This window comes from Arsenicicoccus sp. UBA7492 (assembly GCF_002479615.1).
Classification (GTDB): domain Bacteria; phylum Actinomycetota; class Actinomycetes; order Actinomycetales; family Dermatophilaceae; genus Arsenicicoccus; species Arsenicicoccus bolidensis.
Window position 1 is genome coordinate 149,164 of record NZ_DLOE01000048.1, and the last position, 14,700, is coordinate 163,863.

Sequence of the window (14,700 nt, forward strand, 5' to 3'; positions counted from 1 at the left end):
TCGTATGCCGGACGCCGCGGACCGTGCGGGCGGCGTCCGGCACGCGGCCGCTCAGCGAGCGGGCCCGAGCAGCCGCACGGCTCCAGGCCGCACGCGGATCGTGCAGGGCGTGGTCCCCACCCGCTCACCGTCGGCATAGACGGGCACGGGGTCGGGGGTCTCGAGCCGCAGCGAGCGGGCCCGGCGGTGCTGCACGGCGCGCGAGGCGATGGGCCGCCTCAGCAGCGTGGCGACCAGGCTCGCGACGAAGCCGCCCCACGTCCGTGCGTCATAGCTGACGACGTCGAGCAGACCGTCGTCGGCCTCGGCCCCGGGCGCGACCAGGATGCCGCCGCCCTGGCTGCTCGTGATCGCGATCGACACCATCCACGCGTCGACCGGTGTGGCCGCACCGTCGATGACGTGCACGACCCTCGTGGGCCGCACCCGCGGCAGCAGCGCCACGGCCGCGGCGACGTAGATGAAGGGGCCGCGACGATGCACGCGGTTGGCCTGCTCGTTGATGGCGGCGGTGAAGCCCAGCGTCGCGATCGTGAGGAAGACCTGGCCGTCGACGTCCCCCAGGTCGATCGGCCGCTCGGTCCAGGACGCCGTCGCCCGCGCCGCGCGGACCGGGTCCAGGGGGATGCCCAGGTGGCGGCACAGGTCGTTGCCGCTGCCGCCGGGCAGGGGAGCGATGACGGACCCGGACCTCGACGCGCCCGCAGCGGCGGCCCGCAACGTGCCGTCGCCACCCAGCACGACCACCACGTCGTCCGGCCGTGCGGCGGCGGCGATGGCGGTGACGTCCTCCAGGGACCGGCTGGCGACGACGGTGGCGTCGGCATACGGCCCGGGGAGAGCCCGTCGGACCTGCTCGGCGAGGCCGGCCCGTCGCCGAGCTGCCCGGCAGGCCGGGTTGACCAGCAGGGTCACGCTCATGCGGGGGGCCTTCGGGCGGTCGGACGGGTCGGCGTCAGCCTAGTCGTCGCCGCTCGGCAGGTGGGCGAGGAAGTGGGTCACGGCCAGTAGGTCGGCGCACCCCCCGGGGCTGAGCCGACGAGCCGTGAGGTCCGCATCGAGCCGGCAGAGGCGGGTGAGGGCGTCCGGAGCCCGGACCCCACCGGTCTCGAGGAGCTCATGAGCGCTGCGCTGGACGTGCCGCAGCCCGTCGAGGGAGCCGTCCTTGACGAGGGTGGTGTCGTCGGTCGTCGCCAGCAGCACCAGCAGCGCCTGCAGCAGCGCCGCCCGCTGATCGCCCCGGTCCTCGAGGACCGCCCGGTAGGCCGGGAGGGCACGCAGGCGGACGGACGCGTAGCCGCTCGCCGCCTCACCCCGCGCACCCGCGAGCCGGTGCTGCACGAAGGCGACCTCGCCATAGGTGCCGGGCCGGTCCACCGAGGGCAGCTCGACCTCGACGAGGGGGCGCGCCATCCGGCCGGCGAGGGCCGTGAGGGTGTGGACGGTGACGGGGAGCCCGCCCGCCGCCAGCCGGCCGGCGCAGCCCAGCAGCAGACCGAAGGCGAAGACGGCTCCCTTGTGCGTGTTGACCCCACGGGTGGCCGCGAACATCGCGTCCTCGCAGCCCATGCCGGGGCGCCGGAGCCGCTCGAGGAAGCGGGCCGGCCCGTCGCGGTGGCCCGCGCGACCGGTCTCGTGCAGGACCGGGAACCACGGCGAGATCGCGTCGATGCTCGCCCGGAAGGTCTCGACGTCCATGTCGTCGTGCGACGCGCACGACGTGGGGTCGACGAGACCGGGCTTGGGGCTCAGCTCCACCTCGGCCAGCAGGGCCTCCGTCGCGAGCCGGGAGAGGCGACGGGCCTGGTCGCGGTCGTGCAGGGCGGTCACCGTGGCCTCCTGGGAGCTCATCGAGGTCGGGATCTGCTCAGCGGTGGGCAGCACGGAGCGCCTCCACCGCGGTGGTCAGGTCGGCCAGGTCGTGGGCCCGGGAGCGCGCGCAGGCGTGGGCCGGCTCCGCGCAGACCAGGCAGCGTCGAGGCGCCCGGCCCAGGGAGGTGCGCGAGACGGTCCGCTCGCCGTCGTGGACGTCGAGGTCCCACAGCCGCCCGCCGGGGCACGAGTCCTCCAGCCCGACCAGCACCCGCTTGACGGTGGTGGCGTCACCGGTCGGGACGTCCAGGACCAGGTGCGCCTCGGGCCCGGCGGCGCCGTCGCGCTCCTCGCGGTCGAGCACCGGCCAGCCCAGCTCGGCGGCCTGTCCCCGCAGCGCCGTGACCGCCCGGTCCCTGATCCGCACCAGGGTGGGCGAGCTCTTGACCGGTCCTGGCGTGACGAGCGTGACGCCGACGACCACCGACCCCGGGTGGCGTCCCTGGAGGGAGCGACGCCGACGGACCCGGTCGTCGCGGGCGGCGAGCAGCTGCGCCGGGGTGGTCGTGGTCACGGCGCGAGCACCTGCCGCACGACGTCGATGACGCTCCCGTCGCGGTAGCGCACGACCCCGACCACCTGGTCACCGCGCTCGATCGGACGGGGCACACCGGTGATCGACACGGCCCGTTCGTAGAGCTGGTGGATGGTCGTCACGGGCAGGCCCGCAGCTCGGAGCCGTTCCTCGACGTCTGGGCGCGCCGGGTTGACCGCGATGCCGTGGTCGGTGACGAGCACGCCGATCGTCTCCCCGGGGGTCACCCTCGTGGTGACCTTGTCGACCACCACGGGGATGCGAGACCGGATCAGGGGCGCGACGACGACGGCGAGGTTGGCACCGGCCGCCACGTCGCAATGCCCGCCGCTCGCACCCATCATGAGTCCGTCGGACCCGGTGATGACGTTGACGTCGAAGTCGAGGTCGATCTCGAGGGCCGAGAGGATGACCACGTCCAGCCCGTCGGAGCAGGCGCCCTTGGAGAACGGGTTGGCGTACTCGTTGGCGCTGATCTCCCGGTGGTCGGGGTTCTCGGCGAGCGACTGGGCCGCGACCGTGTCGAAGTCCTGCACGTCCAGGATGCGCCGCACCAGACCCTGGCGGTGCAGGTCGACCATGCCACCCGTGATGCCACCGAGGGCCCACCCCGCGCTGATCCCCTGGTGGCGCATGCGAGGTCCGAGGAACTGCGTCACCGCGGTGGCACCCGCGCCCGAGCCGGTCTGCATCGAGAAGCCGTCCTCGAAGCACCCCGAGTGCTCGATGACGTCCGCGGCGAGGCGGGCGATGAGCAGTTCCTTGGGGTCCTTGGTGAGGCGCGCGGCCCCCACCGAGATCTTGGACGGGTCGCCCACCTCGTCGACCACCACGACGTGGTCGACCCGGTCCTGGCTGATGCTCACCGGGGTGTTGGGATAGGGGACGATCTCCTCCGTGAGCATGACGACCTTGTCGGCGTGCTCGGCATCGACCATCGCGTAGCCCAGCGACCCGCAGTGCGACCGCCCGGTGACGCCGTTGGCGTTGCCCATGGCGTCGCACGCCGACACCCCCAGGAAGGCCACGTCGAGGTGCAGCTCGCCGGACGTCACGAGAGCGGCCCGTCCGCCGTGGCTGTGGATCATGACCGGGTGCTCCAGCAGCCCCCCGCTGATGCGCCGGGCGAGCTCGCCGCGCATGCCCGACGTGTAGATCCGGGTGATGACGCCGTCCTGCACGTGCCGCACCAGGGGCGCGTGGCAGCGGTTGAGCGAGCTGGAGGCCAGGGTCAGGTCCCGCAGGCCCATCCGGGCGATGGTGTCGACCACGAGGTTGATGCTCTTGTCGCCCTCGCGGAAGTGGTGGTGGAAGGAGATGGTCATGCCGTCGCGCAGCCCGCTGGCCTCGATGGCCTCCTCTAGGCTGCGGCGGACCTTGCGGCCCAGGGGGTCGGGCGCCATGAGGTGGGGCGTCGTGCGGGCCCATCCGGCATACGGCCGCAGTCCCTGGCCAAAGGCCGCGAGGTCGGGCAGGTCATCGGGCGCAGGGTGGGTGACGGGCAGGTCGGTGGCGGTCATGCGTGACGCTCCTGGCGACGGACGCCCGAGGCGTCGGCGAAGGCGATGGTGCGGCGGGCGGCGACGATGATCGGGGCGTCGATCATCTTGCCGCCGAGGGAGACGACGCCGAGGCCGTCGCGCTCGGCCTTCTCGGCCGCCGCGACGACGACCTGGGCGTGGGCCAGCTCGTCCTCGGTGGGGGCGAAGGCCTCGTGCAGCAGGGGGACCTGTCGCGGGTTGACGAGGGACTTGCCGTTGAACCCGAGCCGCTTGATCAGCTCGACCTCGGCGAGGAAGCCCTCCTCGTCGTTGACGTCCGACCACACCACGTCGTAGGCCGCGATGCCCGCCACCCGCGCGGCGTGCAGGACGGCGCACCGCGCGTAGAACAGCTCGGTCCCCTCGCGGCTCCGCGTCGTCTGCAGGTCGATGACGTAGTCGAAGCCGGCCAGGGCGATGGACACCATCCGCGGGCTCGCCTGGGCGATCTCGACGGCGTTGACCACGCCGCTCGCCGACTCGATCGCCGCCATGAGCCGGGTGGAGCCGACCTCGCGTCCGCAGTCCCGCTCGATGTCCTCCACCTCGTGCTCGAGCTCGCGGATGTCGTCGGCGGAGTCGGTCTTGGGCAGCCGGATCGTCCGGGCGCCGGCGCGCACGCACGCCTCGAGGTCGTCGCGGCCGTAGGGCGTGTCCAAGGGGTTGATCCGGACGACCGTGTCCGTGCCCGCGTAGACGGGGGACTGCAGCGCGTGGAAGACCATGAGCCGCGCCGAGTCCTTCTCGCGGAGGGCGACGGCGTCCTCGAGGTCGAACATGATGGCGTCCGCGCCGTAGACGTAGGCCGTGCTCATCATCGAGGCGTTGGACCCGGGGACGAACAGCATGGAGCGGTGGGGCATGGCCCCGGGGTCGCGCATGGTCGCAGCGGTGATCATGCCTGCGCCCCCTTGTCGTCGTCGCTGCCGTCAGGTGCACCCTCGGCGGCCTGGAGCGCCGTCCAGTCGAGGGGGACGCCGCAGCCGCGCACCAGCGCCGCCTGCAGCCGCGCCCGGATCGCCCAGTCGAGCGCCCCCTTGTCCTCGATCGTGATGCGACCGGCGGTGACGCCGAGCGCGGACACCACCTCGTCGGCCACGGCCCGGATCTGGTGGCCGAACTGCGCCAGCACCGCGCTGCTGACGTCGATCTCCAGCCCGTCCTCCCCGTCCGGCGGGGGAGCGACCCTCACCATCACGTCGCTCGACTCGAGCGTGCCCGCGATGGCGTCCTGGGCGATGCGCATGACGACCTCCTTGTCGTGGTGGCGCGGTCAGCCGACGGCGGCGGGCACGAGCTCGGCCCGGGGGCGGTCGGCCTGCACCTTGGTGGTGAGCAGGGCGAGGGTGGGGGCCGGCACGAGGCCGGCGAGGGCGACGAGGTCCTTGTTGGCCAGGCGACGACGGACCTCCGAGGCGGAGATCGCGACGCCGTCCCGCTCCACGCGCGGGATCTCGTGCACGCGCACGGGGGCGGCGTCGAGCGGCTCCGTCTCGAGCCAGCGGTGCATGTCGGCGTTGTAGGCACGGGTGACGGGGCAGAACGGCTCCGTGCCGACGTAGCGGTCGGTGATGCCGAGGGCCGGCGCGACGTGCCGGCGGAAGATCAGCAGGTCGAGCCCGGTGCCGGCGCGGTCGACGACCCCGGAGTCCTTGAGGAAGTAGCTCGGGAAGGTCGCCCGGCTCACCAGGTAGGCCGACCCGCGGTGCACCATGATCCGGTCCCGCTCCGGCATCTCCTCGACGCCGGCCACCACGAGCCGGTAGCGCTCGTCGAAGGTGAAGCTGCTGGACCGCTCGGCCACGACGAAGACGTGCAACACCTCGCAGTCCGCCACGGCCCGGCTCAGCAGGTGGCGGTGCCCCAGCGTGAACGGGTTGGCGTTGAGCACGACGGCACCCACCTTGTCGCGGTAGCGCCGGAGGTGCGCCAGCTGCTCGCAGTAGGCCGGGAGGCCGCGGGGGGTGTTCTCGAGCAGGGTCACGACACCGGGCACGGTCGCCAGGTGGTGGAAGCCGCACGCCTCGAAGTGGGGCCGGTAGTCCGGCTTGGTGTAGATGAACAGGTGGGTGACGCCCCGGTCGAGGGCCACGTAGGTCATCTCCGTCATCAGCGGCAGCAGCACCTCGCGTCCCTGCAGGGACGGGTCCACGGCCACGCACTTGACGACCTGACCCTCCAGCCCGGCGCAGGCCAGCACCCGGCCGTAGTGCTGGAAGGTCACGAACTCCTCGACGCCGGAGTCGATCTCGAGGTCCTGGCTCGCCAGCAGCGTCCGGATGCGCTCCATCGCGGCGGGGTCCTCACCGGGGTCCACGCAGATGATGTCGAGGTCGTCATCCACGCTCTGGACACTACGGCGTGGGCCCGGCCGCGCCTCCGGCGGGGTGGCCGTATGCCGACCGCCCGGCCCCCCGACCGGTCACCGTGATCGCGCGTGCGCCAGCGCGCGCTGCACGGCGGGGTCGTGCTCGGGGTCGTCCTCGCGCCGGGGGCGGACGAGGTCGGCCAGGACCTTGGCGCCGGCGGCCCACTCGCGGGCCACGCCGTAGGCCCAGGCGTTGCGGTCGGTCCCGGCCAGGGGGCGCTTCACGGACCAGTCGGCGACCCCGACCGCGTCCAGCCCCGCCGCGCCGGCGATCGCCAGGGCCCGCGGCAGGTGGTAGGCCTGGCTCACCAGTGCGATCCGCTCCAGGCCGTAGACGCGTCGCGCCCGCCAGCAGGTGGCGTAGGTGTCCACGCCCTCCCGGTCCTCGACGACGAGGTCGGGGTCGACGCCGTTGTCCTCGAGGTACCGCCGCATCACCCCGGGCTCGTCCGCCCCGGGCAGGTCGGCCCCGGACACGACGATGACCTCGACCCGTCCGAGCCGCAGCAGCTCCAGCGCCCGGTCCAGACGCGCGGCGAGGTAGCGGCTCGGTGTCCCGTCAGGCAGGACGCCCGCCCCCAGCACGACCGCCACCTCGGCCGCGGGCGTGGACCCGGGGGAGTGGATCCGGTCGCGGGCGGCGACGAGGGCCCAGGCCCGGGTCCCGGCGACGGCTGCGGTGGCGGCGGCTGCGCCGAGGAGGGCGGTGAGGGCGCCCCAGCGCAGGGCGGCGGTGGGGGAGACGGCGGGCTTCGGCATACGGCATCCTCCCACCACCATGCCCCTGGGGACGCGACGAGGGCCGCCCTGCACGCGGCAGGACGGCCCTTCGGCGACGGCTCGATCAGATGCTGAAGTACATCTCGAACTCGTAGGGGTGGGGGCGCAGACGCAGCGGCGCCACCTCGTTCTCGGTCTTCCAGTCGATCCAGGTGCGGATCAGGTCCTCGGTGAAGACGTCGCCCTCGAGCAGGAACTCGTGGTCCTCCTCGAGCGCCTTGAGGACCTCCTCGAGGGTGCAGGGGACCTGCTCGATCTGCTCGTGCTCCTCCGGGGGCAGCTCGTAGAGGTCCTTGTCGATCGGCTCCGGGGGCTCGATGCGGTTCTTGATGCCGTCCAGGCCGGCCATCAGCTGCGCGGCGAAGGCGAGGTAGGGGTTGGCCGAGGGGTCCGGGATGCGGAACTCGATGCGCTTGGCCTTGGGGCTCGTGCCCGCGATCGGGATGCGGATGCAGGCCGAGCGGTTGCGGGCGGAGTAGACCAGGTTGACCGGAGCCTCGAAGCCCGGCACCAGACGGTGGTAGGAGTTGGCGCTCGGGTTGGTGAACGCCAGCAGCGCCGGGGCGTGCTTGAGCAGGCCGCCGATGTACCAGCGAGCGATGTCGGACAGGCCGCCGTAGCCCTGCTCGTCGTAGAAGAGCGGCTTGCCGTCCTTCCACAGGGACTGGTGCGTGTGCATGCCGGACCCGTTGTCGCCGAAGATCGGCTTGGGCATGAAGGTCGCGGTCTTGCCCTCCTCCCACACGGTGTTCTTGACGACGTACTTGAACTTCATGATGTCGTCGCCCGAGTGCAGCAGGGTGTTGAACTTGTAGTTGATCTCCTGCTGGCCGGCGGTGCCCACCTCGTGGTGGGAGCGCTCGACCTCCAGGCCGACGCGGTCCAGGTTGAGGCAGATCTTGTCGCGGGTGTCGGCGAAGTGGTCCACCGGCGGCACCGGGAAGTAGCCACCCTTGAACGCCGTCTTGTAGCCGCGGTTGCCGCCCTCCTCCTCGCGCCCGGAGTTCCAGGCCGCCTCGATAGAGTCGATCGAGTAGAAGGAGGTCTGCGCGTTGTTGGCGTAGCGCACGTCGTCGAAGACGTAGAACTCCGCCTCGGCGCCGAAGAACGCGGTGTCGGCGATGCCCGTGGACTTGAGGTAGGTCTCGGCCTTGAGCGCGATGTTGCGCGGGTCGCGGCTGTAGGGCTCGTCCGTGAACGGGTCCACGATCGAGAAGTTCATGATCAGGGTCTTCTCGACGCGGAAGGGGTCGAGATAGGCCGTCTTGACGTCCGGCAGCAGCTTCATGTCGGACTCGTGGATCGCCTGGAACCCGCGGATCGAGGACCCGTCGAAGGCCTGGCCCTCCGTGAAGAAGTCCTCGTCGAGCGTCTGGGCCGGCACGTTGAAGTGCTGCATCACGCCCGGCAGGTCACAGAACCGGATGTCGACGAACTTGACGTCCTCGTCCTTGATGAAAGTCAGGACCTCTTCAGGGGTGCTGAACACATCGTCCTCCTGTGTGTCGTCGGCCCGACTGGCCGACCTGTTGCCCACCAAGGTACGGGCAGGCCGTTACCCGACCATGACTCCAATGTTTCCCGCGTGTTACACGCTGTCCAGCCGAACCCCGCCCGGCAGGTAGCCTGAGCCGGTGGTGGATCGCAGGGACGTCGGTGGCTGGCTCGAGGGACCGGGTCAGCTGACCCAGCAGGGCGCGTATGCCGGGGAGCGCCTCGGCCTCCCCGCGTCGGGGCCAGGCGCCATGGCACCGCTCGGACGCCGCGTGCTGGCCCTGCTCGTCGACTGGCTGCTGTGCTGCGCCATCGCCATCGGGTTGTTCCGCATGCCGGTCGGCGCCACCGGACTGGACTCGTTCATCCCGCTCGCCGTGTTCGCCGTCGAGAACGTCCTGCTCGTCGGCACCGCCGGCTGCACGATCGGCCACCGCCTGCTCGGCCTGCACGTCCGCCGCGCCGCCGGAGGGCCGCTGGGCGTCGTGGGCGCCGCGCTGCGGACCCTGCTGCTCCTGCTGGTCATCCCGCCCGTGGTGTGGGACGGCGACGGCCGGGGCCTGCACGACAAGGCCGCCGGCAGCGTCATCGTCCGCACCCGCTGACCTGAGCGTCTCTCGTCGCGTCCCGCGTCCAGCGTCTCTGGTTGCGTCCCGCGTCTCTGGTTGCGTCCTCCGTCTCGTGCTGCAGCACGAGACGGAGGATGGTGGCTGAGACGGGCGCTGGTCGTGCAGACGGGAACTGATCGTGCAGACGGTTGAGGGCCGCCCCCCGTACCTCGGGACCACCCTCAACCTGCGCATACGCCCTTCGTCAGCGACCTGCCTGATTCGGTCGCTTCCTCGGACTCCGCTACGGCCGAGGGCCCCAGGCTCGTTCCTCGCCCAGGGCCCTCAACCTCCGCATACGTCTCTCGTCAGCGACCGCGCATGCCCTTGCGATCCACGCGCGCCCTCGTCGGGTCTATCCCCGCCGGGACGCCGGCGCCGGCGCGGGCGCCCGTCATGGCCTTAAGGCGCTTGTTGACGACCGCGACCTCCTCCTTGGTCAGCACCGGCTTCAGGCGCTGCACCTTGGAGGCGAGCTTGCGCACGGGCACGACCTCGACGTCACCGGTCTGCCCCTCCGCCTCCGCATCCCCGACCCGCATCAGGTGCACGGGCGAGCCGGACGCGAGGCGCTCGACCTTGCGACGCTCCTCGACCAGGAGCTTCTTGGCGCGGGCCGTCGGACCCTCCGCGACGAGCACGACGCCGGGGCGACCCACAGCGCGATACAGCGTGGCGACGTTGGTGTAGTCCTGCCCCTTGGGCCGCCCGTCCGCGGCGATGGGCTGCTGCTCGATGAACCAGCCGCCGCGGCGGATGGAGGACAGCGCGGCCATGGTCGCACCGGGCTTGCCCTCGATCATCGAGTAGGCACCGCGGTCCGTACGGCGGCTCATCACGATCATCGCGGCCAGCGCGGCGAGCGGGATGCCGAGGAACAGGAAGTACCAGGGGTGCCCCACCAGGAAGCCGATGGCCACCATGACGAGCAGGGTCAGCAGCGCCGCGCCGACCATCCACTGCGTGATCTTGGGATCCACCTGCTTGGCGAAGCCGTACGCCTGCTTCATCTGAGCGATGCGCCCGGGCTTGTTGGGGTCCTTGGGCTGCTTGGGCGCCTTGTTGCGCCCGAACCGGGACGCCTTCGTGCTGCCGGATGCTTCTCGTGCCATGGGGCGGATCTTACCGTTCTATGGGGGTTGGCTCGGGGGACGTCAGCGCTGCGCGAGCAGCGAGGACGCCTCCTGGCGAGTGGTCTGGTCGGCGGCGTCGGAGAGGTGCGACAGGTGCTCGGGCAGCGGACGGCCGAACTCCCGCATGGCCTGGCTGTAGAGCTTGCCCGACCGGTAGGACGAGCGCACCAGGGGGCCGGCCATGACGGCCCTCATCCCGCGGTCGAGGGCCAGGTCGCGCCAGTGCACGAACTCCTCGGGCTTGACCCAGCGGTCGATGGGGTGGTGCAGCTTGGACGGCCGGAGGTACTGCGTGATGGTCAGGACGTGGCAGCCCGCGTCGACCAGGTCTGCGATGGCCTGCTCGATCTCCTGCTCCTGCTCACCCATGCCGAGGATGAGGTTGGACTTGGTGATGAGGCCGGCGTCCTGGGCCATGGAAAGAACCCGCAGCGACTTGTCGTAGGTGAACGCCGGGCGGATGCGCTTGAAGATGCGCGGGACGGTCTCGAGGTTGTGCGCGAACACCTCGGGGCGGGCGTCGAAGACCTGGCCGACCAGCTCGGGCTTGGCGCCGAAGTCCGGCGGCAGGATCTCGACCCCGGTCGTGGGGTTGAGCCGGTGGATCTCGCGGATCGTCTCGGCATACAGCCAGGCCGCCCCGTCGGGCTGGTCGTCCCGTGCGACGCCGGTCACGGTCGCGTAGCGCAGCTGCATGGTCGCGATGTTCTGCGCGACCTTGGTCGGCTCGCCGCGGTCCAGCTCGGTGGGGCGCCCGGTCGCGATGTCGCAGAAGTCGCAGCGGCGGGTGCACACGTCACCGCCGATGAGGAAGGTCGCCTCGCGGTCCTCCCAGCACTCGAAGATGTTGGGGCAGGACGCCTCCTGGCACACCGTGTGCAGGCCCTGGCCCTTCACGCGCGACTGCATCTGGGAGTACTCGGGCCCCATCTTGGCCGTCGTTCGGATCCAGCTCGGCTTGCGCTCGATGGGGGTCTCCGCGTTGCGCGCCTCGACGCGCAACATGCGACGACCCTCCGGTGCGACGGTCATGGTGCTCCTAGCGATCGTGTGCGTCAGGCCGTATGCCGACCCCTAGCAACCGGCCGCGTCCGGGGTGCGGGGGCGACCGTTCCCACAGGGTACGCCGCGCCACGGACACACCCCCAATGCAGCGGTGCCGGCACGGCGGGGTCCGGATGTGCGAGCGCTGCACCAGGGCTACCGTGAACGCATGCCGACCCCACCCGCAGACCCGCAGACCAAGCTCGTCGAGGCGTTCTGGACCGAGGCTCGGGTGCGCTCCGGCCTCGCCGGGGAGGAGATCTATCAGGGGGTCTCCTCGTCCGCGGTCCTGCGCCCGCCCGCCTGGTCCTTCGGGGACACCCGTGAGATGGCCGACGAGCTGTGCGCGCTGGTCCTGTCCGGCCGCAAGACCACGACGTCGTCACCGGCCTGGGCCTACGACGCTGACGCTGAAGCCGGCGAGCCGATGCCCGAGGCGGGGTCCGTGACCATCCTGTGCGACGGTTCCGGCGCGCCGCGGGCGCTGCTGCGCACCACGCGCGTGCGCGTCGTGCCCTTCGACGAGGTGGAGGCGGCTCATGCCTGGGCCGAGGGCGAAGGTGACGGGAGCCTTGACGGCTGGCGCGCGGGTCACCAGGACTTCTTCACCCGTGTCGACGACGGTAGTCACCCGTTCGCGGCGGACATGCCGGTCGTCCTCGAGGAGTTCGAGGTGCTCGCCCGCGCGTAGGCGGGCGCGTCGTCAGTGCAGGAGCTCGGGCAGCGGCGTCGTGCCGGTGACCGTGCCACGCTGGCGGGCCGCCTCGACCGCCTGGGCGGTCGTCATGTCGAACACGCGGGCGAGGTGCCGCTCGGCGAGGGGCAGGACCTCCTGCACGGTGACGTCCCGGTCGAGCTCGCGGGACAACGAGGTGACCCCGGCGTCGGCGATGCCGCACGGCACGATCACCTGCGCCCAGGACAGGTCGCAGTCCGCGTTGAGCGCGAAGCCGTGCATCGTCACGTCCCGGCTGACCCGGATCCCGATCGCCCCGATCTTGCGGTCGCCACCACGATCGTCGGCCATGACCCAGACGCCGCTGCGCCCGGCGACGCGGGCGGTCTCGACGCCGAGGTCGGCGCAGACCCCCATCATCATGTCCTCGAGGCGGCGCACGTGCGCCACGACGTCGCGGTTGCTGGGCAGGTGGACGATCGGGTAGCCGACCAGCTGCCCGGGGCCGTGCCAGGTGATCTTGCCTCCCCGGTCGACGTCGATGACCGGGGTGCCGTCGAACGGCCGCTCGTGCGGCTCGGTGCGCTTGCCCGCGGTGTAGACCCGCCGGTGCTCCAGCAGGAGCGTCGTGTCGGGGATCGCGCGGGCCACGACCTGCGCGTGGACCTCCCGCTGGTGGTCCCAGGCCTGCTGGTAGTCGACCAGGTCCGGCGCGAAGCCCAGGTGCTCGAAACGCATGCCCCCACGATACGACCGCGTGACGACTCCTTCGTCCACAGGCGTTGAACGTTCACAACCCCGCCTGTGGATGACGGCCGGGGTGGTCGTCCGGGAGGAGGCAAGGTGTGGGTCGAGGGGGACGGACCTCTTCGTGGCAGGCAGGAGGGCTCCCATGGCCAGGCCCGCAGTTCCCGGGTATGACGTCCAGGGCGTCCTCGGGGGCGGCGCCGCGAGCGTGGTGTGGCGCGGCGAACGCCTCTCCGACGGACGTGCGGTCGCGCTCAAGGTGTCGCGCGAGCCCCTGCGACCCGACGACCCCTGGCAGGTCAAGGGGTGGTCGACGGCACCGCGGGACGCGGAGAGCGTCCTGGCCGAGCTGGAGTGGCTGAGGCAGGTCCACCATCCCGGCGTCGTCGAGCTCCTCGACGCGATGGTCCTGGAGGACCAGCGGATCGTCGTGGTGCTGACGCTGGCGGAGGGCGGCTCCCTGTCCGACCTTGTCCGTTCACGCGGCCACCTCACCCCCGCGGAGGTGACGGCGGTGCTGCTGGGTCTCGCCACGACGATCCGAGACCTGCACGCCGCCCGCCTGGTCCACGGCGACCTGTCACCCGGCAACGTGCTGCTCGACGCGACCGGGAAGCCGCTCGTGGGCGACCTCGGGACCCTCAGCGCCTTCGACGAGGCGGTCGACGATCCGTGGGGGACGACCGGATTCGTCGCACCGGACATCGTGGCCGGTGGCGAGCCTGCGCCGTCCTCCGACGTGTACTCGCTGGGCGCCCTCGCGTGGTACGCCCTCGTCGGTGAGGCCCGCCCCGCGGCCACGGACCCGCGCGAGCTCGATGCCCGGGTCCCCGGCACGCCCGCCGGGCTGCTGGACGTCGTGCGGGCCTGCCTGTCCCCACGCCCAGGTGACCGACCAGAGGTGGCGGAGCTGGTCGAGTCCCTGACCGCGCTCGTGTCGTCCCCGGTGGAGGTCAGCCCGGTCGACCGCCCCGAGGACGTCACCCGGCGGGTTCGGGAGCAGGCCGCCGAGCAGGAGCGGGCCCTCACCCGTGCCAGGGTGCGAGCCGCGCACCTCGAGGAGGCCCGACGCAAGGCAGCACGGCCGCGACTGCTCTCCCGACGAGCGCTGGCCCTGTCGATCGCGGTCGGGTTGGTGCTCGGCGTCCTCGGCGGTCGCTGGTGGCTGGACCGACGAGACGCGCACGCGGCCGCCGCATCTCGCCCCGTCGCGGCTGCGACGCAACGCCCGTCGGGCACCCCTGCGTCAGCCTCCACACCTGCCCGTCCCGCCCAAGCCGCCGCTGCACCTGGCCGCTCGGACCCCGTCACCACGGCTCCCGCGACCTCGGGCCCCACCACGCGCCCCGGCAGCACTGGCCCGGCGCCCACCAGCCCGGCGATCGCGAGCCAGTCGACCGCGAGCAAGTCGACCGCCAGCCCGTTGGCGGGCACGTCGGCCGCACCCCCCGCCGGGGGCGCCTCCTCGCGGGCGTCCGGGCCATCGGGGGCCGTCTCGACCGACCCCCGGGCCGTGCTCCAGGACCTTCTCGATGCGCGCGCCTCAGCGCTCATGGCCCGTGACGTCGGGGCGCTCCGATCGGCCGACGCCGACGGGTCGTGGGCCCGCCGGAACGACGAGACGGCCGTCGCGGAGCTGCGACGACGGGGCCAGACGCAGCGGGGCGTCCGGTTCGTCGTGGAGCAGGCACGAACCGTCCGCATCGACGGGGGAGCGGCGACCGTGCGGGCCTCCGTCCGGCTGGACGACTACACCTGGACCGAGCCCGGGTCGCCGACGCGGACGGCGTCAGGTCATGCGGCTACTGCCGCGGACTACCACCTGCGCTGGACGAGGGAGGGCTGGCGGCTCGACGGCATCGCCGAGGCACCCGCCGTCGTGGGCCGGTGAACCCGTGAGCC

The 14,700-nt window shown here is 72.2% G+C and carries 15 protein-coding genes; 3 read left to right on the forward strand and 12 right to left on the reverse strand.

Translation table 11 applies throughout. From position 1 onward, the window contains the following. Nucleotides 1–51 precede the first annotated feature (51 nt). From B4E97_RS14910 to glnA, 9 genes are all read right to left on the reverse strand, one after another. The gene (locus tag B4E97_RS14910; protein ID WP_286960491.1) at nt 52–921 is read right to left on the reverse strand and encodes a diacylglycerol/lipid kinase family protein; all 870 of its coding nucleotides are present in this window, start codon (nt 919–921) and stop codon (nt 52–54) included. A 39-nt stretch (nt 922–960) separates the two neighbouring features. Then, the gene (citG, locus tag B4E97_RS14915; protein ID WP_286956808.1) at nt 961–1,884 is read right to left on the reverse strand and encodes a triphosphoribosyl-dephospho-CoA synthase CitG; all 924 of its coding nucleotides are present in this window, start codon (nt 1,882–1,884) and stop codon (nt 961–963) included. Next, nucleotides 1,868–2,386, reverse strand: a complete 519-nt coding sequence (gene citX / locus B4E97_RS14920) for a citrate lyase holo-[acyl-carrier protein] synthase (RefSeq protein WP_286956805.1) — start codon at nt 2,384–2,386, stop codon at nt 1,868–1,870. Before citX ends, citG begins: the two co-directional genes overlap by 17 nt. After that, entirely contained in the window at nt 2,383–3,927 is a 1,545-nt protein-coding gene (gene citF / locus B4E97_RS14925; protein ID WP_286960492.1) for a citrate lyase subunit alpha, read from the reverse strand. Before citF ends, citX begins: the two co-directional genes overlap by 4 nt. After that, nucleotides 3,924–4,847 carry a citrate (pro-3S)-lyase subunit beta gene (gene citE, locus B4E97_RS14930; RefSeq protein WP_286960494.1) on the reverse strand — a complete coding sequence of 308 codons (924 nt, stop codon included), beginning with the start codon at nt 4,845–4,847 and terminating at the stop codon, nt 3,924–3,926. The genes citF and citE overlap by 4 nt, the downstream gene beginning before the upstream one ends. After that, complete coding sequence (gene citD, locus B4E97_RS14935; protein ID WP_286960495.1) at nt 4,844–5,194, reverse strand: citrate lyase acyl carrier protein; 351 nt, start codon at nt 5,192–5,194, stop codon at nt 4,844–4,846. The genes citE and citD overlap by 4 nt, the downstream gene beginning before the upstream one ends. 27 nt (nt 5,195–5,221) lie before the next feature. Beyond that, a complete protein-coding gene (citC, locus tag B4E97_RS14940; RefSeq protein WP_286960496.1) occupies nt 5,222–6,292 on the reverse strand; it encodes a [citrate (pro-3S)-lyase] ligase in 1,071 nt (356 codons plus the stop codon). 78 nt (nt 6,293–6,370) lie between these two features. Next, complete coding sequence (locus B4E97_RS14945) at nt 6,371–7,075, reverse strand: SanA/YdcF family protein (RefSeq protein WP_029209922.1); 705 nt, start codon at nt 7,073–7,075, stop codon at nt 6,371–6,373. Between the two features lie 85 nt (nt 7,076–7,160). Continuing rightward, the gene (gene glnA / locus B4E97_RS14950; RefSeq protein WP_029209923.1) at nt 7,161–8,585 is read right to left on the reverse strand and encodes a type I glutamate--ammonia ligase; all 1,425 of its coding nucleotides are present in this window, start codon (nt 8,583–8,585) and stop codon (nt 7,161–7,163) included. Nucleotides 8,586–8,730: 145 nt separating this feature from the next. On the opposite strand from glnA, the gene B4E97_RS14955 reads away from it, so the two are divergent. Then, nucleotides 8,731–9,195 carry an RDD family protein gene (locus tag B4E97_RS14955; RefSeq protein ID WP_286960499.1) on the forward strand — a complete coding sequence of 155 codons (465 nt, stop codon included), beginning with the start codon at nt 8,731–8,733 and terminating at the stop codon, nt 9,193–9,195. Nucleotides 9,196–9,506: 311 nt separating this feature from the next. On the opposite strand, the gene B4E97_RS14960 is transcribed toward B4E97_RS14955, so the two are convergent. Together B4E97_RS14960 and lipA are read right to left on the reverse strand one after the other, a co-directional pair. Beyond that, a complete protein-coding gene (locus B4E97_RS14960) occupies nt 9,507–10,310 on the reverse strand; it encodes a DUF4191 domain-containing protein (RefSeq protein ID WP_286960501.1) in 804 nt (267 codons plus the stop codon). A 42-nt stretch (nt 10,311–10,352) separates the two neighbouring features. Next, entirely contained in the window at nt 10,353–11,363 is a 1,011-nt protein-coding gene (gene lipA / locus B4E97_RS14965) for a lipoyl synthase (protein ID WP_286960503.1), read from the reverse strand. 181 nt (nt 11,364–11,544) lie between these two features. On the opposite strand from lipA, the gene B4E97_RS14970 reads away from it, so the two are divergent. Continuing rightward, on the forward strand, nt 11,545–12,066 hold the full coding sequence (locus B4E97_RS14970; protein ID WP_286960505.1) for an ASCH domain-containing protein: 522 nt from the start codon (nt 11,545–11,547) through the stop codon (nt 12,064–12,066). A gap of 12 nt (nt 12,067–12,078) precedes the next feature. Here the strand turns inward: B4E97_RS14970 and lipB are convergent, their stop codons facing one another. Next, the gene (gene lipB / locus B4E97_RS14975; RefSeq protein WP_029209928.1) at nt 12,079–12,789 is read right to left on the reverse strand and encodes a lipoyl(octanoyl) transferase LipB; all 711 of its coding nucleotides are present in this window, start codon (nt 12,787–12,789) and stop codon (nt 12,079–12,081) included. A 154-nt stretch (nt 12,790–12,943) separates the two neighbouring features. Between lipB and B4E97_RS14980 the strand changes: the two genes are divergently transcribed. Further along, the gene (locus B4E97_RS14980; protein WP_286960507.1) at nt 12,944–14,689 is read left to right on the forward strand and encodes a serine/threonine protein kinase; all 1,746 of its coding nucleotides are present in this window, start codon (nt 12,944–12,946) and stop codon (nt 14,687–14,689) included. Nucleotides 14,690–14,700: the final 11 nt, after the last annotated feature.